Raw genomic sequence first — 24,225 nt, 5'->3', positions numbered from 1 at the left:
CACCTCCAGGCGGCAATGGCAACGGAGGCGATAATGCACTAACAATCAGCACGGACCACTCAGTGGGGGCCGGTCAGCACGCTGGATCGGCAGAAGCATAAGACGCTGATTCGCTCGGCCCCCTTCGAAGCGCTGCGCCGATGTGCCCTGCTGCTGCTCGAAACCCTGGATCGGCACTTTCCGACAGTGGGTGACCAAAACGCTGCGGCCCCGGGTCAGCGATACGAAGCCATCTACGCCGCCGCTTTGGACAGGTTGCGGCGCGCCGGTATCGACGTGCAGCCGAATGGCAAGAGCTATGCCGACCAACGTGGCCAGTGGGAACCGCTCGTTCGCCGCGTCGCGCCGACACTGGGCTTCGAAATGGACGAGATCGATTGCCGCCGATCGCCGAACAGAGCGCCGACATCCGATGAGGTTCAGACCCGGGGAAGGCAGAATAGTCGCTCATAGCACCCCCGGACCCGCTCGGAAGGAGCCTGTTGCTGAAGCCAGAATGGAGATTTTCATGAACGACGTCGAAACCGAAACATCGTTGAATGCAGACGCGCGAGCCTCCGTCACGATCGGCAGGCCAGCCCATGAGCTGCGTACCCTGTGGCTACGCCCGGATACCCAATCGCGCATCTGGGCGCATTTCGCGGAGGTGACGACACTGGATGGCCGCACCGCCGAGTGGATCGCGCACGGCCCGGCCGGAGGGGAATATCGCTGGCGCACGGAGATTGACGAGACCGACACGAACGAGCTTCGCTGGTCCACCCGCGAGGGTGCAGACGTGCCGAACACAGGCGTGCTGGCTTTCCGTGCCGCGCCCGGCGACCGAGTCACGGAACTGCATCTGATCGACGGCCTCATTCCCACGATGCGGACGGGCGATGTCCTCGGGCATGATTCAAGGGCGAGATCGTCGATGTCGGGCGGGAGGTGACGAAGGTCAAAGCCGGAGACCGCGTCGTCGTGCCCTCCTTCATCTCCTGCGGGCAGTGCTGGTATTGCCAGCATGACCTCTACTCGCTTTGCGACACCACGCACCCGAAGCCTGAGTTGCAAGAGCCATTGTTAGGCTACCCGACCGCAGGCATCTACGCCTACTCACATGCTTTCGGCGGTTATGCAGGCGCGCTCGCCCAATATGTTCGTGTGCCGTTCGCCGACACCGATTGCTTCGTCGTTCCCGAAGGCGTGTCGGACGAGGCTGCATTGTTTATCTCCGACGCTGCCCCAACGGGTTTCATGGGAGCGAATTTTGCAACATTCAGAGGGGTGACGTAGTTGCGGTCTGGGGGTGTGGAAGCGTCGGACTGATGGCGCAACAAGGTGCAATGATTCTCGGCGCCGAACGCGTTATCGCTATTAATCGCTATCCCGAACGGCTTGCACAGGCGGCGGCGTTCGGCGCCACCACTCTCGACTATATGCAGGTAAATGTCGTCGAGCCGCTCAAGGAACTGACGGGCGGGCGTGGCCCCGACGCGTGCATCGACGCTGTAGGAACCTTCGGGTCGCTTCACTTTCCCGCTCTGGCGGAATCCCAGGCCCTTCATCGCTCAAGCCGATTACGACCCCCTCGTGGTCCTGCGACAGCGATAGCGTCAGCCGCCCCGCTCCATATTTCAGCGCATTGTCGATCAGGTTAGACACCGCCTGACCCAGCAATTCGCGATGCGCCTGCACGAACGGGCGCGCGCCGATGGCCAGCACCAGTTGGCGCCCGCCATCCTCTACCAAAGGCTCGTAAAGCTCAACCAAATCGGTGAGCGCTCCGGCAAGATCCACGTCCGAAAAGCGATCCCGCCCTATGCCCGCTTCCGCGCGACTGATTTCCAGCGCAGTCGTCAGCATCGCCAACAATTGGTCCGCCTCGCGCCCTATCCCCTCGATGGCACCACGCAACGCTTCCGGGTCATCGGTCAGAATCGCTCGGTCGATCCGCGCGCGCAGTCGCGTCAGCGGCGAACGCAGATCATGCGCCATACTGTCCGTGAGTAACCGCAATTCGGCCAATAGCCCGCCGATGCGGTCCAGCATTCCGTTGATCGCGCCGCCCAATTGATCGAAACTGTCGCCCGATCCATCCAGTGGCACACGGCGCGCAATGTCGCCTGCGCGCACCTGCCCCGCCGTCAACGCGATCCGTCCTACCCGGCGATCGATAATATGCACAGCAAACCATGCGCCTGCCAATGCCAGCGGCAGGGCCATCCACAGCGCCGTGGTCAGCGCATTTTCCACAGTCTGGCGCAGTTGCATGCTCTCGTCGATACGTTGTCCTGCTAGTAGTCGCTCCCCACCGGTCAGGCGCGCAGCCAATATCCCGAACTTGCCGGGCTGATCGTCGCCGGTACGATACAGGTCCACCGTCGTCCAGCGCGACACCGGCAAGACTACGGGGGGCCATGTGCGCAAATTCCCCGCGATCCGCCGGCCATCGGAATGACTTAACAGGATGACCTCATCGCTGTCGTTGGCAACCCGCGCAGCAATAATCCGGGCCAGCGCCTGGACACCCTGCTCCCGCGCCACCGCTATCAGGTCGCCATGCAACTGCCCGGCCAAAGCGCTATCCGCAGCGTCCAGCTCGGCGCGGATCAACTGCGTTACCGAAACCATCACCGCCGCGCCGAACAGCAACTCGAGCAGCAGGATAAGACCCAGAAACCGCAAGTGGGAAGAGCGAAGCCACCGCGTCGCGCGTCCCCTCAGCGTCACTAAGGCACCGCTCACCCGCCCAGCCTGTATCCCGCGCCCCGCACGGTATGGATCAGCGTGGGATCGCCCTCACCATCCACCTTGCGGCGCAGCCGGCTGATATGCACGTCGATAACGTTCGTTCCAGGATCGAAGTGATAATCCCACACGCCTTCCAGCAACATGGTGCGCGTTACCACTTGGCTTTCATGCCGCATCAGATATTCCAGCAAGCGAAACTCGCGCGGCTGCAGATCGAGCGGTCGGTCGTCCCGTTTCACGTCACGCTTCAAAAGGTCCATGGTCAGCGTACCCACGGTGAGGACCGTTTCGACCGGCGTACCGCTGCCCCGCCGTCGCATCAGCAGTTCCAGCCGTGCCAGCAGTTCCGCAAAGGCGAACGGCTTGACCAGATAATCGTCCGACCCGGCGGTAAGTCCGGCCACGCGGTCATCGGTCGATCCCAGCGCACTCAAGAAGATCACCGGCGTTTCGATCCCCGCCGCGCGCAATGCCTGCAACACGCCCATGCCATCCATGCCGGGCAACATCCGGTCCAGTACGATAGCGTCATAGCCGCCGTCGGTGGCGAGGAAGAGGCCGTCGCGCCCCGTCTGGGCATGGTCGCCGACATGGCCATGCTCGGCAAGACCTTTCAGGACGAATTCCGCTGTAGTGCGGTCGTCCCCGACCACCAAAATCTTCCGCCCCATGGCGTCGCGTTCCTTCTACCGGGACGTTCGCCCGCATCGACCTACTGTTGCCACAAGGGGGCGACCGCTGCGACGCAAATCTATCGCTACATTGCAGTGTTGCGCGTGACGCAAATCGTGCCGCACCGACGCCGCTCCGCGCGCGCGATGGCCATCAACAGCCTGCACCTCGTCGCCGACCGCCAGACCGCCGTGTTCGGCAGGACCGTCGCTGCGCAGGCTGGTGACGATCGCACTGTCTCGTCGGCCATCGGCGACGGTGAGACCGGCAGGCTCTGGTGGCGCAGCGGTCTGTGTGGGCAATGGATGGACATGACCGGACAATGCCAGCGGGCTAGCGGAAAGCGCTAATGCAGCGAGCCCACGGCCCATATGCGGCATACGAATCATATCTCTGGTCTAAAGGCATGCGAATCACGCACCGCTGACGGCCACATGAAGAAACTTTCATCTTCGCGACACTGCGCAGACTGGCATGTTCTGGCAGAAGCCGGTCAGTCGAACGGCAAGAGGTAGACATGAAAAGCCGGAGCATCCGCCGTGTCGGCGTTGCGATAGTAAGTCTACTCATCGCCGCGTCCATCGGCTTTTGCTATCTGGGCTATCTCAGCATCGATCCATTCACCACGATCCGCCCCGCAAGGGCACGAAGCGATGCCGCCGCCATCGTCCTTTCGGGCGACATGGGCTTCCGGGTGGGGATGGCGCCGCAGATCGCTTCCCGATTGACCGCAGCGGGTATTCCCGTCGTCGGCGTCAATTCGCTCACTTACTTCCGCACGACCCGCGCGCCCGCAGAGGCGACAGCCTTGTTAAACGCCGCCATCGGGAAGGCCCAAGCCGCGTTTCACCCCAAGAAGCTGATACTGATCGGCCAGTCTTTCGGCGCCGATATGCTGCACGTCGCCCTCGCCAGGCTAGCGCCGGATCTTCGCCGCAACATTGCCATGGTGGCTCTGATCGTTCCGGGCGCGACCGTCGAATTTCGCGCGTCCCCCAGCGAGATTTTCACCTTCACCATGAAGGAAGAACCGGCATTGCCCACCGCAAAGCAGATCGACTGGGTTCCTGTGCTCTGCGTATACGGGCGGGAAGAAAGCGCCAGCCTCTGCCCGCTTCTGCATCAATCCGATGCCCATGTGGTTGACCTGCCCGGCGGCCACCCGCTCCATTACAATGCCACCGCCGTCTATCGCCAGCTCAACGACGCCATGCAGCGCGCGGGTCATTATGCCACATCGCATTCCTAGAGGCTCCCCCATGCAGATGATTCCTCGACGCGCTTTCGTCCTCACCGTGTGGCGGGGTCAGTTGGACCAGTCCGACTGCGACCGCCAATGCCGAAGACGCGGGGGCAATATGCCGATCGGAACCGAACTGCTCCAGGAATATAGACGTACCCGCAACTCGACGCCAATCGTCCAAGATTTCCGGCTGTATCTTGCATGGCCGGCTGTGCAAGAGCCAGGTCTGCGCCGGTTCGGAGCCTGAACAGGGATAGTGCAATGAAGTTCTGGTTACAACGCTTCCGAACGCCATTGGCGGTCGCGGGAGTGCTTGCCCTTGCTGCACTCGGTTTTCTCGCGCTGGACCATCTACTCGACGAGGTCCATCTGCACGATGTGCGCGCGGCTTGGTATGCGCTCAGTCCCGGGCAACTGCTTTTGTCGATTCTGCTTGCGGTCGTCAGCTACCTTGCGCTGACGCTATACGATGTTCTGGCGCTCATCGCGATAAGACGTCCCTTGCCTTACCGGACGGCGGCCTTCGCTTCGTTCACCAGTTATACGCTCAGCCACAATCTGGGCCTCTCGCTGCTGACCGGCGGATCGGCGCGCTATCGCGTCTATAGCGCCGCAGGCTTGGGGGTCGGGGATGTCGCACGGGTTGTCACCATTGCCAGCGGCACATATTGGGGCGGCGTCCTCACCCTCGCCGCCCTCATGCTAGCAATCGCACCAAAGAGCATTTCAGTTTTCGGCATGTCACCATCGGCGCTACAGGTTGTCGCGCTCGCTATGCTAGCCCTGATCGTCGGCTTTGTCCTCTGGCTGGGAAAGGGTGGGCGGCATGTCCGCTTTCGCAAGCTGTCGCTGCCCTTACCTGGCGCCCCTGTCGCCCTTGCCCAGATCGGGGTCGCCGCCGTCGATCTGGCAGCAGCAAGCGCAGCCCTGTTCGTGCTGGTCCCCGGAGTCGATGTCAGCACTTGGCCGCCGTTCTTCATGGGATACACACTGGCGATCATCGCAGTGCTCGTTACCCACGTGCCCGGCGGCATCGGCATTTTCGAAGCTGTCATGCTGGCCGCTTTGCCATCGACCAACCGGCCCGAACTGGTTGCCGCTTTGCTCGCCTACCGCCTGATCTACTATATCGCGCCTCTCATCGTAGCTATCGCCCTCGTTGCGTTTCATGAGGGGCGGCGGTGGCATGCACCCCTCGCGCGCACCGTGCGCGGCATGCACATTGTCACCTCAGGCCTGTCGCCCACAATGATCGCCGCTCTGGTGTTCCTTGGCGGATCGGTCCTGCTCGTGTCGGGATCGCTCCCCGCAGTGCCAGGCCGCATGATCACCCTTTATCGCTTTCTGCCTCTGCCTTTCGTCGAAACATCGCACATGGCCGCGAGCCTTGTCGGTGCGGCGTTGCTGCTGCTGTCGGCAGGCTTGTACCGCCGTCTCGATGGCGCCTTCTGGCTAACCCGCATGCTGCTGTTGGCGGGCGCAGGTTTTTCACTGCTCAAGGGGCTGGATTTTGAGGAAGCGAGCGTGATGCTGGCGATCACCGCGCTACTGCAATGGACCCGCCCGGCTTTCTATCGCCGAACGCACCTGACGAGCGAAGCTTTGACACCGGATTGGCTGGCAACCGTGGCGGCGGCTCTTGGCCTTTCGATATGGATCGGCTTTTTCGCGTACAAGCATGTCGATTATCAGGCGGACCTGTGGTGGCGCTTTGCCGAGCGGGGCGATGCGTCTCGCTTCCTGCGTGCCAGCTTCGCCGTCGCCGTGATGATGGCCGCCGTCGCCTATTCGCGACTTTTCCGTCCGGCGGCCCCCGCCCCCGATCCCACCGGCACATCGACCCAGCCCACCCCGCAGGCCATCGCCCTTGCCCAGCACACGAACGCACAACTTGCCTTTACCGGCGATAAGCGTTTTCTGGTTTCGTCCACGGGCCAATGCTTCATCATGTATCAGATTCGCGGCCATAGCTGGATCGTGATGGGCGATCCGGTCGGTGCCCGCCCCGAATGGAGCGACCTCCTGTGGCGTTTGCGGGAACAGGCGGATGCGGCGCAGGGACGCCTCCTGCTTTATCAGATCAGCGCGGAGGCGTTGCCGTTCGCGGTCGAACTCGGTCTCCAGATCGTAAAATATGGCGAGGAAGCGCGCGTCGATCTCACCGCTTTCACGCTCGACGGCCCGGCAGCCAAGCCGCTGCGCTACGCCGAAAGGCGCGCGCTGCGCGACGGTGCGACCTTCGAAGTGGTCGCAGCGGCTGACGTCCCGGTCATATTGGGCACCCTCTCGGACATCTCGACACGCTGGCTGCAGGCCAAGGGGCATCGTGAAAAAGGGTTCAGCGTCGGTCGCTTCGACCATGCTTATATGTCCCGCTTCGACTGCGCGTTGGTGCGGCAAGGGGATCGCATTGTCGCCTTCGCCAATATTTGGGCAGCCGAAGACAAAACCGAATTGTCGGTCGATCTGATGCGGCATGAAGAGGACATGCCCTATGGCACAATGGATTTTCTCTTCGTGCGCTTGATGCAATGGGGGCAGGCCAATGACTATCGCTGGTTTAATCTGGGCGTCGCGCCGCTTTCCGGGCTGGAAGCACGGCGGCTGGCCCCGCTCTGGTCGAAGCTGGGGTCCCTGCTCTATCGCCATGGGGAATCGCTTTACGGGTTTGAGGGGCTGCGGGCGTACAAGGACAAATTTTCACCCGAATGGGCGCCATGCTTCGTCGCGGGACCGCAGGGAATATCCTTCGGGCGGGCGCTCATTGATCTGCAGGCGCTGATTTCCGCCAAGGTTCCGAACTGATCCCGGCAAAATGACATTTACGTCATGCTCCAGACAAACGACGGTACGGGAGCACGCGCTATAAGGATGGCGCAACAGGGACTTTCGCCATGGGCCTCTACCGCCAAATCCGCGCCCATCAGCTCGCCAAGGCGCACTTGCCGCTCCGGCTTCCAGTCTTTGTTGAAGGCGATGGTGCCCGGCTTAAATAGCATCACGATCGTAGAGCCGATTGTTGATTGCTGCTGAGAAGTGACCCGGGGTTTTCGTTAAGAAGTGACCCACCTTGCGATTATGTTTCGGATGTCAGGGGTGCGTCAAGATAGGGTTTTCTCCTTCCGGATTTTGGGCTGCTGAGCCGAGCTGTTCTTGAACCGGAAGCTGTCGTTGCCGGTCTCGAGGATGTGGCAGTGATGGGGGTTCCCGTACCTTTCAGTGGATCCACATAGATGTACATTGAGCACCCATCAATCTCCGCTGCTGACTCAAAAGCGATACTAACAGACGCCGAAGCCCTAGGCTTTATCCGGTTTCTAAACTGTCCCGGTAAATGCTGCCGCGCCGACGTGGCTGGTAAGAGGGTCGGGCCAAGGGTTCCCTCGTTTAAATTCGGCTGGTGGCCCGGGTGTCTGGCATACGCAGATAAACGACAAGGGAGACGGCAATCATCCCTGTGACGTACCAGTAAAAGCCGCTCTCCATGCCAGCCTTCTTCATCCATAGCGCTGCATATTCAGCGGTTCCTCCAAACAATGTGTTGGCAAGCGCATAAGGAAGCGCGACGCCCAACGCACGAATATTGGCTGGGAACAGCTCCGCTTTCACGATGGCGTTGATCGAAGTGTAGCCAGTGACGATCACCAGACCTGCCATCACCAGCAGGAAGGCTCCGAACGAGGACCTCACATTTTCTAGAGCCGTGAAAATGAGCGTCGTGAACAGTACTCCGGAAATGCCGAAGGCCAGGAGCAAGGGCCTGCGTCCTATTTTGTCGGAGAGCCAGCCTGCCAGAGGCTGCAGAAGCATATAGATGAAAAGGGCAGACGCCATGATGGCCGTCGCCGTCTGGCGTCCGAAGCCGGCGCTGTTGACCAGGAACTTCTGCATGTAAGTGCTGTAGGCGTAGAAGGCGAGCGTACCGCCTGCGGTTAGCGCCATCACCAGCAAGACCTCGCGTGGATGGCAACGTAGAAGGTTCCAGCCGCTCGATTGGGGCTGCTCGATGACTGCCGTGCTGTCTTCGAACGCTTCGGTTTCGCGCAGACCGCGACGAAGGCGATAAACGCCGATGGCCATTAGCCCGCCGATGACGAAGGGAATGCGCCAGCCCCAGGTTTCCAACTGATGTTCGGTCAGCGCCATCTGAAGCAGCAACAGGACGCACAATGCGAGGAGTTGGCCCGCAATTAGCGTTACATATTGAAAGCTGGAGAAAAATCCCCGCTGATCCTGTTGCGCCATTTCCGACAAGTAGGTCGCGCTCGCGCCGTATTCGCCGCCGACTGACAGCCCCTGCAAGAGGCGCGCGACCAAAAGAAGCGCGGGCGCGGCAATTCCGATAGTGGCATAGCCGGGGATCATCGCAATCATCAGCGAACCGCCACCCATAAGCATTACGGAAAGGGTAAGGCCCGCCTTGCGCCCTTTTCGATCTGCATAGATACCCATGATCCAGGCACCGATCGGGCGCATAAGGAAGCCCACGGCAAAGATCGCCGCCGCGCTCAACAATTGCGCGGTGCTGTCGTCCGACGGAAAGAAGACGGGGGCAAAGTAGAGGGTGAAAGCCGAATAGACATACCAGTCGTACCATTCGATAAGATTGCCGACCGATCCGCCCAGAATCGATTTTAGTCTTTCCTGTCGAGATATCCGTGCAGGGCGAAGTGGGTGGGCATGTTCCATTCCAGCTAAAACGGACGTCTTCGCCCGTTCTGCTAGTCTCCGTCAGCAGCAACCAATATGACCGAATCGTCCGACCCCGCCACCGCCCTTACGCCGAAGCTGCTCTCCAGCGCCTCCACGAAGTCGTTGGACCGATTTACTTGGAACGTCCCGCCGACACGCAGGCTGGCGATTGCCGGGTCGCCGATTACCAGTGGGGTGGCGCGGTACCGATTGAATTCCTCGACCGCCTGGGCGAGCGTGTCGCCATCAAACTGCACCATGCCCTCCTGCCAGGCAGTGCGCTGCTTGACCTGAGCCGGTTCGATCGGTGTGACAGCAATGCTGCCGCTACGCACCGCCGCGCTCTTCCCGCCACCGATCTTCCGAATTGGCGAGCCCCCATTCCTGACGGCGACAACGCCTTCGATGACAGTCAGTTCAGTCAGGTCCTGACGCAGCCGTACGTTGAACATGGTACCCAACGCACGAACCTGCGTGCCGTCGGCCTCGACGATAAAAGGTCGGCTCTTATCGTGCGCGACGTCGAACTGTGCCTCCCCCTTCAGCAATCTGATCGACCGGAGATTGTCTTGCAGCGCGACCTCAATGGAACTGTTAGTGTTAAGATGCACCAGCGAACCGTCGGCCAGCCGCACTGTTCGCGTCTCCCCCAGTGCAGTCCGGTACCGGTCGACCGTCCTGACAAGGCGCAGCGTCACAGTTCCTGCTACACCCACAACAGCAGCCGCTGCCGCCATGCGAAGTAGAGCACGCCGTCCGACAAGCGCCTCAGGGATGGCGTGTTCGCTCTGGTCCGCCCCCAGCATAGCGGTGTCAGCCGGAGTGTCGATCCGCCCAGCGGGCAGTTCATTCAGCCGCTCTGCCAGTTCCCATCCTGCTTCTGCCTTGGCAAATGCGAAGCCATGGGCCGGATCGCGTGCTATCCAAGCATAGGCTTTCTGCCACTCGCCGTCTGCATCGCTGTCACGTGCCTGAAGATAAAGACGTGCTGCTTCTGCTTCGATCGCCCGCATTTCCTCCACGCTTTTGTAGCGACCAACCAAATCCGGATCCCTCAAATTGCGACAAAGCTTGCATTATCTTCACCGCCGCTTTCGTCAAATGCTTGTCGACAGTGAAAACGGAGAGGCCCATGTCCTCTGCTATCTCCTTGACAGATTTACCATGCACCCGGCGGAGGATGAATGCACGGCGGCATTGCGGTGGCAGGGTCTCCAGGATCGCCTGGAGGTGTCGCAGTTCGTCGCGCGCATGCAATGCTTCTTCAGTCGAGTTGTCGGCTTGAAGCACGTCGAGTTCCGCGACCAGTTGCAGCGAAACGATCTTTTCTCTTCGCGCCTCGTCAATCAGCAGGTTGCGGGCGATTTGATACAGGAATGCCTTGCCGGTCTGGCCGCGCTGAATGTCGCCATTGGCATAGGCTCGCGTCATGCATTCAGCGACGATATCGTCGACATCGGCACCACGGGGAACAATCCGGCGGAGGCGGGACCGCAGAGCGCCTTCGTGCGGAAGGATAGCTTCCTTGAACCAGTTCAATCTTGCTCGGACTAATTCTGTGTCCACACAGTACCCCTTGAACACCCTCGTTCCCCGTCCTGCAGGATTGCTTCGGCATCACACTTTTAGCGGGTGCCTGGCGATCGCATGCCGAATGGCCTCAGAAAAATGAGATATTTTCATGCCTCAGTAGCAGAGACGCGCGGGCGCTCCGTATCCACCAATGAGTCAGTTGAAAAATCTCCAGGGGGTACAGATGACACGGAATTCTCTACGCATGGCAGGTTGTGTTGCGGCGGCAGTGGTCGTCGCAAGCGCCGTGCCTGCGACGGCAGCCGAACCGGTGAAGTTCAGGATACCGGCGCAATCGATGCAGACTGCCTTGACCTTGTTCGCCAAGCAGTCCGGCGTTCAGGTACTGTTTCCCTATGATCAGGTGGCCGGACTGCAGGCGCAGGCAGTGACCGGCAAGATGACGCCGGATGCCGCAGTTTCTCGTTTGATCCTCGGCAGCGGATTGAAGGTCAGGATGTCGAACAGCAGCGTCATTGCTTTAGCGCTGCCCGCTCGAACAAGCCACAATCGCCCGGTCCAGGTTGCCAATCTTGGTGTCACCGGGCTGCCTTTCGCCATTCAAGCAGCGTCAACACCTGTCGCGGCGTTGCCCCAAGCCAGCGGCGAGGAAGACTCTGACGCTGGTTCCGCCATTGTTGTCACCGGATCGCGTGGCTTGCCTCGTACGGTGGCGGACAGCCCGACCCCTATAGACGTTATCTCGGCGACTGAGCTGACCAAGACCGGCAAGCCCGGTCTACTCTCGGCGCTCAACACGCTGGTCCCCTCGTTCAACGTGCCGGCCCGCGCGGGTGGTGGCACTTCGACGGTCATTTCGACCGGCGGCCTGCGCGGCCTGAACCCCGACCAGACTCTGATCCTTGTGAACGGCAAGCGCCGCCACAAGACCTCGCTGATCAATGCCGTGTCCTCGCTTTACAATGGCTCGGTTCCGGTCGACCTCGACATGATCCCTACTTCGGCCGTCGACCATATCGAGGTGCTGCGCGATGGCGCTGCCGCCCAATACGGGTCTGACGCGATCGCCGGCGTTATAAACATCATTCTGAAAGACGACAGTCACGGCGGTTCGGCCAGCTTCACTGCTGGACAGAATATGGACCGCAGCGACGGAGAAACCTTCGTGGCCGACGCCAGCATTGGCACGAAGCTAGGGGAGGATGGCTTCGCTGACTTCTTCGTCAGTGCCAAAAAGCAGTCAGTGTCGAACCGCGCGATCGAAATCGGCGACTGTTCGATCACAGCTCGCGCCAACTGCATCTACACGCCGATCAACGGTCAAATCGATCCGCGCGACTACACTGCGGACCGCCTGGTGACGAAGAATTACGGCAACTTTCCAGCCGAGGCGATCAACCTGGGCTATAACGCCAGCTATAATCTGGGCACCACAGAGCTATATTCATTCGGGACGTTCGGCCAGCGGGATTCAACGCTGGACTACACCTTTCGTCGTCCCTCAGCGCCAGAATCACTACCGGAAGTCTATCCAAACGGCTTCCGCCCACGTCGCAACATCCGCGAGCAGGACTTGGAGTTCCTGGTCGGGGCGAAGGGCGAGGTAGCGGGTTGGAACTGGGATCTCAGTTCCGGCTATGGCAAGAATCGCTCACGTCAATTGGCGTCGAACACGATTAACTCGTCACTCGGCCCCACGAGCCCGACCGAATTCTACATCGGCTCGCTCATTTCGACTGAATGGAACACCAGCCTTGACCTGACGAGGGCGTATGAGCTCGGCAGCGGCAACCTTCAGGTGTCGGCGGGCCTCCAGCATCGCCGTGAAACCTATGAGGTGGTGCAAGGCGACGAGGCGAGCTCTGCACTGGGCACATATTCCTACGTCAACGCCAACGGCGTGCGAGTCACGCCGGAAACGGGTGGCCAGGCAGCGAACGGTTTCACGGACGAAGATGCAGGTAAGCTGGCGCGCAACAACATTGCGGGATATGTCGATGTGGCGTACGATCCCACTCGCGACATCACGGTCGGCGGCGCGGTGCGCTTCGAGCACTTCGATGATTCCTCGGGCGACACGCTCATTGCAAAGCTCAATGGCCGTTATGCAGTCACGCCTTGGCTGTCGCTTCGTGGCGCAGTCAGTACGGGGTTCCGCGCTCCAGGCCTCGCCCAGCAGATCTACGCGACCACTACCGGTCAGTTCCGGATCCTGCCGGGCAGTGCGGAACAGGTGCGCTTGCAGATCAAGACGCTGCCCGTTGCCTCGGCGGCGGCCATTGCGCTTGGCGCAGAGCCGCTGACGCCGGAGAAATCGACCAACTTCAGCGCGGGTTTTGTGCTCACACCGTTCCGCAATTTCACGCTCTCGGTCGATGCCTACCAAATCAAGGTTAAGGATAGGATCGCTATCACCAGCACCCTAACCGGTAATGCTGTGTCGGCGATCCTGGTTGCCAACGGCTTGTCGCCTTATATCAGTGCGCAATATTATACCAACGCCATCGATACCCGGACGCGCGGCATTGACGTGGTTGCTACCTACAATCACGACATTGGCAGCTTTGCAAAAGTAAACTGGAACATAGGTTACAACTATAACAAGAACATAATCACCGATATTATCGACAATCCTTCGGAACTGAATGCCATCAATTTCGGCTTGTTCGATCGTGTATCGCAGGCGAACCTGACGGAAAACCTGCCAAAGACCAAGTTCTACATCGGCAATGTCATCACGGCCGGGGACTTCTCATTAAACACGCGCGTTATCCGGTACGGCAAGGTCGCCTCGCTCCAGAACGAAGTCGCCCGCGATCGTTTCTTCGGCGCAAAGTGGATGACCGACGCGGAATTGACGTGGAAGGTCAACAATACGCTGGGCGTCAGTGTTGGTGCCAACAATCTGTTCAACGTCTATCCCGACGCGAATGGGATCGCTAGCACGGCCAACGGGTCGGGTTTCTATCCGACGACGATCCCTTATGGCTTCACCGGCGGATATTATTATGGCCGGATCACCCTTAACTACTGAGTGTGACATGGGCTTGCTTCTTGAAAATTACCTTAATCAAAAAGGATATCACATGCGTTCGGTAGCGGTAGGACTGACGCTAGCCCTGACGCCCCTGGTTGCGGGGTCTTCAGCCCTCATAACCAGCGGCGCTCAAGCCCAATCTGTGGCCAAGGGCCGGTTTGGCGGCGGCGAAATTTTATGGGACAGCTTCGGCGTGCCTCATGTCTACGGCAAAACCGAAGCAGGGGCATTCTATGGATTTGGCTATGCTCAGGCGCATAATCACGGCAATATCCTGCTGCGCATGTACGGAGAATCCCGCGCGAAAGCGGCCGAATATTGGGGGGAGAAATTCTCCAGCCAGGATCAGTGGCTCATCGGCAACGACGTGCCCCAGCGAGGTCTCGCCTGGTACAAGCAGCAGGCGCCGCAGATGCGCGCGAACCTTGACGCGTTCGCGGCCGGGATCAACGCCTATGCGGCGGCGAACATCGACAAGCTGGACCCTGAAGTGCGCCAAGTTCTGCCCCTGACTGGCGTCGACATCATGACTCATGCGCACAAGCTCATGAACTTCCAGTATATCGCATCCGATCGGAAGGTGCTGGCCGACCCGGAAGCTAACGAGGCAGGTGGTTCCAACGCCTGGGCTGTGGCGCCCTCGCGCTCGGCCAGTGGCAACGCGATGCTACTTGCAAACCCTCACCTCCCATGGGCGCCAGGTCCGCTAACCTATATGGAAGCGCATATAAACGCACCTGGCTTGAGTATATACGGAGCAACGCAGGTCGGGCTGCCGGTCATGCGTTTTGGCTTCAACAACGACCTTGGCTTCACCAATACGGTCAACACGATGCTGGGTTACACCAGTTATTCCCTCACCTTGGCGGATGGCGGCTATGTCTTCGACGGCAAGAAGATGCCGTTCAAGACAAAGCAGAAGACCTACAAGGTCAAGCAGCCCGACGGTTCGCTCAAAGCCGTGACCTTCACCCAGCGTTACGCCGTGCAGGGGCCGGTGTTCGATCTTCCCGGAGGCAAGCAGACGATCGCCGTCAAAGTCGCTGGTTTAGACCGTCCTGGCGTGCTCCAGCAATATCTGGACATGGGCAAGGCGCACGATTGGAAAGGCTTCGAAAAGGCGCTCCGCCAGATGCAGGTGCCCATGTTCAACATCGTTTATGCCGATCGCGCCGGGCATATCCTTTATCTGGACAATGGCATCCTGCCAAAGCACCCGGAAGGTGACGTAAAATATTGGTCCAAGCCGGTGCCGGGCGATACGTCCAAGACGCTGTGGACCGATGTTCACAGTTATGAGGACCTGCCCAAGGTGCTCGATCCCAAGTCGGGCTTCGTGCAAAATGCCAATGATCCGCCATGGCTCTCCACCTGGCCCCGCGCGCTCGATCCCCAGGCGTTCCCGGCTTACGTCGCGAATGTAGGCCCGGTGAGCCAGCGTGCGCAGATGTCGGTCAAACTGCTGAGCGAAGGGCCCAAATTCTCGTTCGAAGACTTCATCGCGAAGAAGCACGAAACCCAATCACTGATGGCAGACAGGATGATACCGGCGCTTGTGCAGGCGGCGCAGGGCAACAGCGATCCCGATGTACGAAAGGCGATCGAGCTTCTGATAGCATGGGACCGTCAGTATACGGCTAATAGCAGCGCTGCTTTGCTGTTCGAGACTTGGGCGGCAATCTTCGCGCCCAACAATTTCGCCAACCAGAGCAATTACGCGGTGAAGTGGACGCTGGATGATCCGCTTCAGACCCCGCGTGGTCTGAAGGACCCCAACGCCGCACTTGCGATGCTCAAGCAGGCTGTTGCCAGGACCAAGGAGCTCTATGGCGCGGTCGATCGCCCTTATGGGGAGGTGTCGCGTTTCCGCGTCGGCGATACCAGCATGCCGGGCAATGGCGGTTTTGGCAACACCGGCATTTTCCGCACGATCACCTGGGGGCCGATGAAGAATGGCGAACGTACGCCACTGGCGGGCGAGACCTGGGTGGCCATGATCGAGTTCGGCACACCGATGAAAGCTAAGGGCCTGATGAGCTACGGCAGTTCCAGCCAGCCGGGATCGAAGCATCAGGGCGATCAGCTCCCATATTTGTCTGAGCGCAAGCTGCGCACCTTGTGGATCGATCGCAAGGATGTGGAAGCCCATGTCGAAGACACGACCAGATATTGAGACGTTCGAAAAAGGATCGGCAAGTGAAGATAAGCATGGTGAAAGCGTCGGCCACTGCGCTGGCTGTCGCGATGGGCTCATTCAGTTTGCCCGTAGCGGGAGCGATCGACGCGGGCCGGGCGCATGAGGCCATGATCGTGCTGGACACCCATTTCGACACGCCCGCCAATCTGGGCCGACCGGGATGGAACATCATGGATCGGCATGTCGAGGATATCGACGGTGATCAGGTCGATGTGCCACGCATGATCGATGGCGGAGTGGATGGCGGCTTCTTCGCCATCTTTACCGCGTCCGGGCCACGTACCTTGGACGGCAATCGCGAAGCGCGTGATTTCGCCTTCCGCCGGGGCGTGCAGATACGTGAGATGATCGCCCGCCACAGTGATACGTTTGCCTTGGCGTTGACTGCCGACGATGCTGAGACCGCAGTCCGGCAGGGCAAGCGCTTCGTGTTCCTGAGTATGGAGAATGGCTACCCTTTCGAGGGCTATATCTCGTTGATGTCTGCCTATCGCAGCCTGGGCGTCACGATGATGAGTCCGGTCCATACGAAGAATAACGACCTGGCCGACAGTTCCACTGACAAGCCGGAATGGAACGGCCTTTCGCCTGCGGGCAAAGCCTTTGTAGCCGAGGCCAACCGACTGGGCGTGCTGATAGATCTCAGCCACGCGTCCGATACCGTCGTGCGTCAGACGCTCGAGTTGTCGAAAGCGCCAATCATCCTGTCGCATTCAGGCATGCGCGCCAGCTTCGATCATCCGCGCAATATACCCGACGCGGAAGCGAAGTTGATCGCGGCAAAGGGTGGGGTCATCCAGATCAACGCCTTCAACGGCTATATGATCGCCACGCCCTCCATCCCGGAGCGTGAGGCCGCGCTCAAAGAGTTGATGGCAAGCTTTTCCTCACGAACCGGCATGACAAGCGATGCGCGGCGCGCGTTGGTTGCGAAGCGCAAGGAGATTGATCGGAGATGGCCGGTGCCAAAAGCCGATTTCGACGACCTGATGAGCCATGTCTTACATGCTATCAAACTGGTCGGCATCGAGCATGTCGGCATCAGTGGCGACTTTGACGGCGGCGGCGGCATTGAGGGATTTCGCGACGTCACGGATTTCCCCAAGGTGACTGCCGCGTTGCTAAAGGCCGGATACAAGGCCGACGATATCGCAAAACTTTGGGGCGGCAATGCGCTGCGCGTGCTGCGTGAGGCGCAGGCAGCGGGCGATCCGGCCACCATTCCGTCAATCCCAACCACTAACTGAACTATGATGCGGCGCCCGTCGCCACACAACCCGAGGAAACAGCCGTGAAAAGTTCCAGCAAGATACGCGCCTGCTTGGCCATGCTGCTCCTGTCAGGTGTGATTACCCCCTCCGGGGGAGTGGCGGCCGACAACCCGGAGCGTCAGACGTTCAGAAGCGTTCAACGCGACTTGTTCGACGAGGCGGGATCGCTTTCCAACGCCTGGGCGGATTTCGACAATGACGGCGATCTCGACTTCGCAGTCACGATGAAGAGTGGCGCCATCCGCCTCTATCGCAATGATGGTGGTAGCTTCGTGAGCGTCGGCGAGGCGATGGGCCTTCCCATGTCCGGTGGCGAGTTTCGGGCGATCAGTTGGGGCGACTATGACGTTGACGGGCGGCTCGACCTCTTTGCCGGTTCGTCCCTGCCCGACAAGCCGAGCGCGCTTTTCCGCAACGTCGGAGAACGGTTCGAGAATGTCGCCGAGCAAGTGGGGCTGACCGTGCCGGGTCGGGCGTCGCGGCAGAACAACTGGATCGATGTGGACGCCGACGGCGATCTCGATCTTTATGCGACCGACCGAATCGGCAAGAATCGCATGTTTCAAAACGATGGCGGGAAGTTCAGCCAGATCCTGGCGGATACCGCCCCTACGGTGTTCAAGTCGACCGTGGGCGCATGCTGGCTGGACTATGATGAGGATGGCGACCTGGACCTGTTTCTGGCCAATCAGTCGGGCAAGACGGACTCGCTCTATCGCAATGATAGCGGCACCTTCACCGACGTCGCGCCACAGCTGGGCATGGACATGACCGGTCGAGCAAAGGAAGAAGGTGGCGTGGGCTGCGCCGTCGGAGACGCCGACAATGACGGTCACCTCGACATCTTCGTGCCCAATTATGGCAAGAACGTGCTGTGGCGCAACGACGGCAAGGGTGGCTTCATCAATGTCGCCGCAGAAATGGGTCTTGATGTCGAGAATCACGCGGTCGGCGCGTCTTGGGGCGACTTCGACAATGATGGCTTCCTCGACCTCTACATCACCTCCTATCATGGCAAGACGCCCAATCAGATCCCGGCTGACGCGCTGTTCCATAATGAGGGCGGCAAACGCTTCGTCAATGTCATCGACAAACATCCCATCGTCAACGACGGCGATCATGGCGTGGAATGGGTGGACTACGACGGCGACGGCGCGATCGACCTTTCGGTAACGCATGGCTACAGCGCTGTGGGCGGGCATTTCCTGTTCAAGAACAGCATGCCGGCGGCACAGGCCAAGCGCAGCCTGCATGTCATGGTCATGGACGCGAGTGGGCATCCCGTACCAGGCGCCGAGGTCCGGCTCTATGATAGCCGCAAGCAGATTCTGGCGACGCGACAAGTGTCTACTGGCGGTGGCTATGGAGCACAAAGCGTTACCCCACTGCATTTCGGGCTGAGATCAACGGCGAAGGTGTCAGTTGCAGTTACGTTCCTGACCAAAGCCGGCCGTAAGGAGCAATGGCTTAGAAACATCAAGCCATCTGAATATGCGGGCAAAGTACTGGTCATCCAGGGAAAGCCTTGAGAATCGCCAGAGTGCCAGAAGCCCATGGCAGAGGATTAGGACGGGTCGGTAGCAGTCAGTGTGCCGGTAATTTGCGCTTCCGCCGTGGTCGCATCAGCAATAAGCAGGCGTAGCGCCTTTGCGGTGTCTTCCAGAAGTCCAGCACCGAGAGGCCGCTCACCATTGATAAAACGGCGTACGGCCCGCTCGTCGATGCCAAGGCGCCGCGAGAAGGCGGTGGTGCCCCCAAACAGTTGAACGCAATAAGCAAAGTGCTCACGTTGCTCATCCATCGAGATTGATGCTGCCATTGTTTCTCCTTTTCTTCGCGATAGCGGCCATAGGCTTTTCTACAGAAAAGTCGAAGCCCGACCATGGCCGCACCAGCGGATGGTCTGCTAAGGTAGTCCATTGAACCGACGCTAAACATCTATCGTGACTTGGAGAACGCATGGCTGATCTATACCGCAAAACATTGGAGTCAGAGCGCCGGAGCCTTTGGGCAGAGTGCAGACTGAAAGGTCTTGCCAAAGGCACGCCACAGCGCCTCCGTATAGCGGAACTGGACAGGCTACTTGCGAAGCACAAAGAGAAAAAGGGCGTTGCTCCTGATGCTACCGCCTCTCAGGCGTAGGTTGCCATGAACGGCTACGTCAAGTTCGAAATGCCCGATGGCGCTCTGGTCGCCATCAATGCGGATCGTGTAAGTTTCGTCCGGCGATATAGAGGCGGAAATCAAGCCAGCGCGGTGAATTTCGAGAAGGGAAATTACATCGTCGTGAAGGGCGACATCGATGCGGTAATGGAAGCGCTCGCTGAGGCATAACTTATCGTAGAATCAACCCATTCACGACCTTTAACGGTCAAACTTTGTTCCTCAGGATCGGACCGACCGCTTCCCGGTTGCATGAGCGGACGGACGGCACGATGCCGCCCGACTCCTTTTATAGCTGCCACGGCGGGATGCATGATTTACACCGCTTAGTCACCATTGGCATCAACCATGAAAATCGTGGGTTTGCCCCGCGACGCGGTATCCCATCCTGCCGATAATGCTGCCCGAACCCCTCGCGAAGCAATCGCATCGTTGATGTGCAAACGCCCTTTCGGCAATCCTCTCATCAGGCGCTTGGGCGCCGGAAATTCCAGCACGGCTTCGCGGGGCATGTCTTTCTGACGCAGAGAGACGGTCATTCCCTTCCAGCCATCGGAAGAGGACAATTGAGGCTCGCTCAGAAGTTCCCAATCATATTTGAAACCGTCGATCTCTACAGTGCCGCTGCGGCCGGGTGCTTGAAACATGTCGGACCCTTAGCAGGTCAGCAGCGGGACTCCCACCCATCGTATCACAGGCTTTTCTCAGCGCCTTCAGTCGCCATTCCGAACGATCGGAATGACCCGATGTGGTTGTGACCTGAAGCGCGGCGACTCCCGCTTTGGGTGAAGGAATGGTTGGATGAGGCTCAATCCTAATCGCGCAACCAATCCGATATCATTTGGCCATTATGCCCTTCGGGCGCTAACGCCGCGCGCAAAGCTTCCAGCAGCGGCGGCAGGGTCTGCGTGAAAGCGTACGGCGGATTCACGATATAGAGGCCCGCGCCGTTATAGATGCCGGGCTGCTCCCTATCGTATAGCCAATGCTCCACCCGCAGCAATTTCGGGATGCCGAGCTTGCGCAACTGCTCTTTCCAATGCCAATGTGTGGCGCGATCTTTCAGCGGAAACCAGATCACCGTCACGCCATGCGCCCACTTGCGGTGAGCGGCGGCAAGCGTGGCAGTGATGCGCGCGCGTTCGTCCGACTGCTCGTAGGGCGGGTCGACCACCATCACGCCGCGCGCGGTGCGGGGCGGCAACATAGCCAGCCAAAGTTCGTAGGCGTCGCGTTCATGCACCGCCGCGCTCGTGCCCCGCATCACGCCGCGCAGGGCGTAAGCGTCTTCCGGGTGCTTCTCGTTGAGGATCAGGAAATCCTGCGGGCGCAAAAGCTGCGCTAGAATGCGCGGCGAGCCGGGGTAAAGCTGTGGTTCGCCACCCACATTCACCGCCTGTACAGTGGCGCGGTAATCGTTCAGGAGCGGGTTCGGGTCGGCAAAGGCCCGCAGCACGCCTCGCGTGGCTTCGCCGGTGCGTTGGGCTTCGTCGCCGCCAAGGTCGTACAGTCCGCAGCCGGCATGGGTGTCGATCAGAGTCAGCGCGCCCTGCTTGTGCTGCAAGGCCCGCACTAAGGCGATCAAGAGGCTGTGCTTCACGACATCGGCGCTATTGCCAGCATGGAAGGAATGGCGATAATTCATCGTTACCCAGAATATTGACGATCGGCCTTTACACGAGCGGCTGGACCTTCTGCAAAGCGAAGCTATGTCCGCGGCGGTTTTGCCGGGCGCGAAGGTCGAGCACTAGGCAATGCAATCAATCTGCCGATCGCAGAACGTCGGGCGGAAATGAACGGGCGATAGCTGACGCTCTGCGGTAAAAAATCTTTTAGCAACGATCGCCCAATTAAATTCTTTCGGTGCGACTTCGCGGCTTCCATAAAGCGGAAGCCCGATCAGACTGAAGCCTCTGGCGGAGCCTACATCACCGAACAGGCTTATCAGGCGGATTATGGCGCTCGATGAAGGCAGTCGCAGCCGCTAGCATGGAAAGGCGCGTGACTCCGTTGGAGAGCCAATGATCTTCCCCTGGCAGTGTCAAAAGCTCCACCGCTTTGCCGGCGCGCCGCAGCGCTCGTTCCATGGCACTGCTCTGTTCGTACAGGACGACGGTATCATCCTTACCGTGGATGAGCAGGATAGGAGCATCCGCCCGCTCGGCAAAACGAATTGGAGAGATTGCTTTTAAATCTCGTCCCGAGCCGACCTCTTGTTTGAGCGACCTGACAAGCGTTTGGTCGTTTCCGCTACCTCGCACTTCCGATAGATACATCTGCTGAACATCGCTGATGCCCGCGACGGAGACCGCGCATCGATACAGGCCTTTTTGTAGCGTCACCCCCGTAAGAGCGGCATAACCGCCATAACTGGCTCCCATGATACAGGCGCGGGTGGTATCTACAATGCCCTGCCGACCCAACTCGCCCAGGCCATCGGAAATGTCCGTCTGCATTTTGCGACCCCATTGGCCGTGGCCAGCTTGTTCGAAGGCCGTTCCGTAACCGGTGGAGCCTCGAAAATTGGGCTGGAAAACAGCATACCCCCGGGCGGCAAGGGCCTGCGCCCACCAATCGAATTGCGGGTAGTCGCGACTAGCTGGGCCGCCATGGGGTAAAACTACAACGGGAAGATTTTTCGGTTCTCGGCCGGGCGGCAGAGTCAGTACGCCAGAGATATCCAGCCCGTCGGTGGCCTTGTAGCGAAACATCTTCATCGGTCCAACTTGGGCCGCTGCCATCGGATAGGAGACTCCTAGCATATCTGCCTTGCCGGATCTGATATCGACAAGCCACCATGTCTCCGGGTCTCCAATTCCATCAGTTTTTACGAGAAGTCGGTCGAAGGCATCGTTCCAGCCAATCAGCCTGACATTTACGCCCGGAAAGGCCTTCCGCGTTGCCGCCATGATCTTGTCGTGCCGGGGATCATAGAAGTGGGCCAGGGGCGCGTCACCCTCACGCAAGTAGCCCATCAGACGGCGCTCGCGAGCTTCGATAAATGTCGCGCTGATACCCTCTTCCTCCAGGATTTCGGTGGGTACACCTCCCTTCAGCGGCAACTCGAACCATTGGATTACGCCGGTCTCCTCATTTTGCTGGCTGTATATGACTGTCCCAAGTGTATGGCCTAGGCTGATCAACGCAATGTCGCCCCGGGGGCTGACCCCCGACGTGATGACCTTCGCATCACTATTCTTGATCTGCCAATTTCCCGCTTTAGAAGAGAAATCGAGCGTTGCCGCCACCTCCCCAGCCGAGCCGAGAAGCCAGGTCCGGAACATGTCGTCGCCGTGAGCACGCCGAGCAATGCGGCGAGATTTGCCATTCTCGAGATCTACTTCGTAGAGTTCAGGATTGGTGCTGCCTAGGTACGGCTCAGTCTTCCCATCGCCGGCTAACGTTATGCCGCCGAAGTATCCCAGCCAGCGCCCTTGGCGCTCTAGAACACCGTAGAAGCCACGAATCCCTCCAGTGACCGTCGAATATCGTTCAAAGATGGACCATGGCTTGCCGCCGTTTATTGGGACAACGAGCATAGCGGACAATTCAGCCTTGGCTGTCGTAAAGCCTATGCCCAGCGGTACGGTGCGGCTGATCCGCAGGAGTACTTTATTCTCGCCAGCCCAGGTGATGCTGCGAACTTTTGAATTGCCGACAGGAACAGCCAACAAAACCTTGTTGTTTTTGTCGGTAACAATGAGGCGCCTTGCTTCGTCCACGACGCCGACGATCGCCACCCGATCCCCCACCGGAGAAAGGGCAGCCATTTCGAAGCCGGGAAGATTTCCATACAAGGCGATTGAGGGCGCCGCCTTGGCTGTTCCCGCGAGCCATATGCTCGCCACTGCGACGAAAACGCAGCAAATGAGCTGCCTTGAAATCACTACCCCCACACTTCCCCCTTTGGAGCATCTCCATTCCAGAGCTTATATGGCTGGATGGCGCGCTGTCCATGGCTCCGTGCATCTTTGAAGAACAAGGACGGTGTCGCGGTGGAGACCCACATTTTAGATTAATTGACTTGGTACTGCCCAAATAACGCACTCACTGCGCGATCATGCCTGCAGCAATGGGGGCTCGCCGCCCGACCATGCGAGAAGCTGCGTGACCGTCCTCCACCAGATTTGGTCATTCAGCCTTTGATCGGTGATCTAGATCAGTGGCCGGTTTCAGGGATACGGATGATATGGCGGAGTAGCGAAGATTGGTCGGCAGCCGACTGATAGCTTTCATGGCGTGCAAGCATTCGTCTTCGCAAAAGTGGACCGGCCGCTATCACTATCTACCTGCCGATAACCGGACAGACGGAAATCGGCCAGTTATAGCTTCCAGAAAAGCAGACGGGCCGAACTTGGGAACGAAAAAACGATGGCTGAACGACCGACAAGGGTGGATTTTGCCTGGCGGCGGGTGAGTAGTACCTGCGTCTCCTTCCTGCCCAAGTAGATCAGGGCCGACTTCTCAGCATGAATTCGTTGCATCATAGCATGGCACCATCACCAGTAACTAGCGATTGGACCGTACTGCAGAAATGCCTTCGAGTCGTTGCAATGGCTGCCTCGAGTTGTTGGACACACTGGTTAGCATCGCGGTAACCCCTAAAAAACTGGGGACCTCCAAAAACCCCTAGCCAATGGCTGCGTGATTTGATTCATTGCGGCTGACGGGAGGTGAGGATGCG

General features: G+C 59.4%; 21 protein-coding genes and 2 pseudogenes. 11 read left to right on the top strand and 12 right to left on the bottom strand.

The annotated features are described in order from the left end of the window. The first annotated feature begins 186 nt into the window (after positions 1-186). From QHC67_RS16605 to QHC67_RS19245, 4 genes and pseudogenes are all read left to right on the top strand, one after another. Positions 187-453 (top strand): hypothetical protein, encoded by a 267-nt coding sequence (locus QHC67_RS16605; protein WP_319295946.1) that lies wholly within the window; start codon positions 187-189, stop codon positions 451-453. A 55-nt stretch (positions 454-508) separates the two neighbouring features. Further along, complete coding sequence (locus QHC67_RS16600; RefSeq protein ID WP_319295944.1) at positions 509-931, top strand: hypothetical protein; 423 nt, start codon at positions 509-511, stop codon at positions 929-931. After that, a complete protein-coding gene (locus QHC67_RS16595) occupies positions 928-1,275 on the top strand; it encodes an alcohol dehydrogenase catalytic domain-containing protein (RefSeq protein ID WP_319295942.1) in 348 nt (115 codons plus the stop codon). The genes QHC67_RS16600 and QHC67_RS16595 overlap by 4 nt, the downstream gene beginning before the upstream one ends. A 32-nt stretch (positions 1,276-1,307) precedes the next feature. After that, positions 1,308-1,439, top strand: a pseudogene (locus QHC67_RS19245) (glutathione-dependent formaldehyde dehydrogenase); the annotation flags it as partial. 4 nt (positions 1,440-1,443) lie between these two features. Here QHC67_RS19245 and QHC67_RS16590 read toward each other — a convergent pair. Genes QHC67_RS16590 through QHC67_RS19240 form a run of 3 tightly spaced genes read right to left on the bottom strand, consistent with a single transcriptional unit; the run spans position 1,444 to position 3,776 of the window. Next, positions 1,444-2,727 (bottom strand): HAMP domain-containing sensor histidine kinase, encoded by a 1,284-nt coding sequence (locus QHC67_RS16590; protein WP_319295940.1) that lies wholly within the window; start codon positions 2,725-2,727, stop codon positions 1,444-1,446. Next, positions 2,724-3,404, bottom strand: a complete 681-nt coding sequence (locus QHC67_RS16585) for a response regulator transcription factor (RefSeq protein ID WP_319295939.1) — start codon at positions 3,402-3,404, stop codon at positions 2,724-2,726. The genes QHC67_RS16590 and QHC67_RS16585 overlap by 4 nt, the downstream gene beginning before the upstream one ends. A gap of 15 nt (positions 3,405-3,419) precedes the next feature. Continuing rightward, positions 3,420-3,776: a PDZ domain-containing protein gene (locus QHC67_RS19240; protein WP_413818558.1), complete on the bottom strand. Its 357-nt coding sequence runs from the start codon at positions 3,774-3,776 to the stop codon at positions 3,420-3,422. Positions 3,777-3,922: 146 nt separating this feature from the next. On the opposite strand from QHC67_RS19240, the gene QHC67_RS16575 reads away from it, so the two are divergent. After that, a complete protein-coding gene (locus QHC67_RS16575; RefSeq protein WP_319295935.1) occupies positions 3,923-4,654 on the top strand; it encodes an AcvB/VirJ family lysyl-phosphatidylglycerol hydrolase in 732 nt (243 codons plus the stop codon). 255 nt (positions 4,655-4,909) lie between these two features. Continuing rightward, entirely contained in the window at positions 4,910-7,453 is a 2,544-nt protein-coding gene (mprF, locus tag QHC67_RS16570) for a bifunctional lysylphosphatidylglycerol flippase/synthetase MprF (protein WP_319295933.1), read from the top strand. A gap of 17 nt (positions 7,454-7,470) precedes the next feature. Here mprF and QHC67_RS16565 read toward each other — a convergent pair whose 3' ends face one another. The 5 genes and pseudogenes from QHC67_RS16565 to QHC67_RS16545 form a co-directional block, all read right to left on the bottom strand. Continuing rightward, the gene (locus QHC67_RS16565; protein ID WP_319295931.1) at positions 7,471-7,650 is read right to left on the bottom strand and encodes a hypothetical protein; all 180 of its coding nucleotides are present in this window, start codon (positions 7,648-7,650) and stop codon (positions 7,471-7,473) included. Between the two features lie 99 nt (positions 7,651-7,749). Then, positions 7,750-7,848, bottom strand: a pseudogene (locus QHC67_RS16560) (ATP-binding protein); the annotation flags it as partial. Positions 7,849-8,035: 187 nt separating this feature from the next. Next, positions 8,036-9,337: an MFS transporter gene (locus QHC67_RS16555; protein ID WP_319295930.1), complete on the bottom strand. Its 1,302-nt coding sequence runs from the start codon at positions 9,335-9,337 to the stop codon at positions 8,036-8,038. 32 nt (positions 9,338-9,369) lie between these two features. Next, positions 9,370-10,353 (bottom strand): FecR family protein, encoded by a 984-nt coding sequence (locus QHC67_RS16550; protein WP_319295928.1) that lies wholly within the window; start codon positions 10,351-10,353, stop codon positions 9,370-9,372. Beyond that, on the bottom strand, positions 10,304-10,879 hold the full coding sequence (locus tag QHC67_RS16545; protein ID WP_319295926.1) for an RNA polymerase sigma factor: 576 nt from the start codon (positions 10,877-10,879) through the stop codon (positions 10,304-10,306). Before QHC67_RS16545 ends, QHC67_RS16550 begins: the two co-directional genes overlap by 50 nt. Before the next feature lie 217 nt (positions 10,880-11,096). Between QHC67_RS16545 and QHC67_RS16540 the strand changes: the two genes are divergently transcribed. From QHC67_RS16540 to QHC67_RS16525, 4 genes are read left to right on the top strand one after another with little or no spacing between them, the layout of a single operon-like run. Further along, positions 11,097-13,907 (top strand): TonB-dependent receptor, encoded by a 2,811-nt coding sequence (locus QHC67_RS16540; protein WP_319295925.1) that lies wholly within the window; start codon positions 11,097-11,099, stop codon positions 13,905-13,907. A gap of 52 nt (positions 13,908-13,959) precedes the next feature. Beyond that, the gene (locus QHC67_RS16535) at positions 13,960-16,083 is read left to right on the top strand and encodes an acylase (protein WP_319295923.1); all 2,124 of its coding nucleotides are present in this window, start codon (positions 13,960-13,962) and stop codon (positions 16,081-16,083) included. A 23-nt stretch (positions 16,084-16,106) separates the two neighbouring features. Beyond that, positions 16,107-17,354 (top strand): dipeptidase, encoded by a 1,248-nt coding sequence (locus QHC67_RS16530; RefSeq protein WP_319295922.1) that lies wholly within the window; start codon positions 16,107-16,109, stop codon positions 17,352-17,354. 44 nt (positions 17,355-17,398) lie between these two features. Then, entirely contained in the window at positions 17,399-18,907 is a 1,509-nt protein-coding gene (locus QHC67_RS16525; RefSeq protein WP_319295919.1) for a CRTAC1 family protein, read from the top strand. Between the two features lie 35 nt (positions 18,908-18,942). Here QHC67_RS16525 and QHC67_RS16520 read toward each other — a convergent pair whose 3' ends face one another. After that, entirely contained in the window at positions 18,943-19,197 is a 255-nt protein-coding gene (locus QHC67_RS16520; RefSeq protein WP_319295917.1) for a hypothetical protein, read from the bottom strand. A gap of 329 nt (positions 19,198-19,526) precedes the next feature. Here QHC67_RS16520 and QHC67_RS16515 point away from each other — a divergent pair, with 329 nt between their 5' ends. Further along, the gene (locus QHC67_RS16515) at positions 19,527-19,712 is read left to right on the top strand and encodes a hypothetical protein (protein ID WP_319295916.1); all 186 of its coding nucleotides are present in this window, start codon (positions 19,527-19,529) and stop codon (positions 19,710-19,712) included. A 155-nt stretch (positions 19,713-19,867) separates the two neighbouring features. On the opposite strand, the gene QHC67_RS16510 is transcribed toward QHC67_RS16515, so the two are convergent. The 3 genes from QHC67_RS16510 to QHC67_RS16500 form a co-directional block, all read right to left on the bottom strand. Next, positions 19,868-20,188 carry a hypothetical protein gene (locus QHC67_RS16510; protein ID WP_319295914.1) on the bottom strand — a complete coding sequence of 107 codons (321 nt, stop codon included), beginning with the start codon at positions 20,186-20,188 and terminating at the stop codon, positions 19,868-19,870. A 167-nt stretch (positions 20,189-20,355) separates the two neighbouring features. Then, entirely contained in the window at positions 20,356-21,186 is an 831-nt protein-coding gene (locus QHC67_RS16505; protein ID WP_319295913.1) for a 23S rRNA (adenine(2030)-N(6))-methyltransferase RlmJ, read from the bottom strand. A gap of 283 nt (positions 21,187-21,469) precedes the next feature. Next, complete coding sequence (locus tag QHC67_RS16500) at positions 21,470-23,437, bottom strand: S9 family peptidase (protein WP_319295911.1); 1,968 nt, start codon at positions 23,435-23,437, stop codon at positions 21,470-21,472. Positions 23,438-24,225 lie beyond the last annotated feature (788 nt).

Origin of the sequence: Sphingobium sp. (assembly GCF_033795625.1) — a bacterium.
Lineage (GTDB): Bacteria > Pseudomonadota > Alphaproteobacteria > Sphingomonadales > Sphingomonadaceae > Sphingobium.
Note: the sequence above shows the minus strand (reverse complement) of the source record. Positions and strands in the feature narration are given on the sequence as shown.

Coding starts and splice junctions, on each gene's coding strand:
- QHC67_RS16600 (WP_319295944.1), top strand. CDS start 509: ATGAACGACGTCGAAACCGAAACATCGTTGAATGCAGACGCGCGAGCC.
- QHC67_RS16585 (WP_319295939.1), bottom strand. CDS start 3,404: ATGGGGCGGAAGATTTTGGTGGTCGGGGACGACCGCACTACAGCGGAA.
- QHC67_RS19240 (WP_413818558.1), bottom strand. CDS start 3,776: ATGGGCCGTGGGCTCGCTGCATTAGCGCTTTCCGCTAGCCCGCTGGCA.
- QHC67_RS16575 (WP_319295935.1), top strand. CDS start 3,923: ATGAAAAGCCGGAGCATCCGCCGTGTCGGCGTTGCGATAGTAAGTCTA.
- mprF (WP_319295933.1), top strand. CDS start 4,910: ATGAAGTTCTGGTTACAACGCTTCCGAACGCCATTGGCGGTCGCGGGA.
- QHC67_RS16555 (WP_319295930.1), bottom strand. CDS start 9,337: ATGGAACATGCCCACCCACTTCGCCCTGCACGGATATCTCGACAGGAA.
- QHC67_RS16550 (WP_319295928.1), bottom strand. CDS start 10,353: ATGCGGGCGATCGAAGCAGAAGCAGCACGTCTTTATCTTCAGGCACGT.
- QHC67_RS16540 (WP_319295925.1), top strand. CDS start 11,097: ATGACACGGAATTCTCTACGCATGGCAGGTTGTGTTGCGGCGGCAGTG.
- QHC67_RS16535 (WP_319295923.1), top strand. CDS start 13,960: ATGCGTTCGGTAGCGGTAGGACTGACGCTAGCCCTGACGCCCCTGGTT.
- QHC67_RS16520 (WP_319295917.1), bottom strand. CDS start 19,197: ATGGCAGCATCAATCTCGATGGATGAGCAACGTGAGCACTTTGCTTAT.
- QHC67_RS16515 (WP_319295916.1), top strand. CDS start 19,527: ATGAACGGCTACGTCAAGTTCGAAATGCCCGATGGCGCTCTGGTCGCC.
- QHC67_RS16510 (WP_319295914.1), bottom strand. CDS start 20,188: ATGTTTCAAGCACCCGGCCGCAGCGGCACTGTAGAGATCGACGGTTTC.
- QHC67_RS16505 (WP_319295913.1), bottom strand. CDS start 21,186: ATGAATTATCGCCATTCCTTCCATGCTGGCAATAGCGCCGATGTCGTG.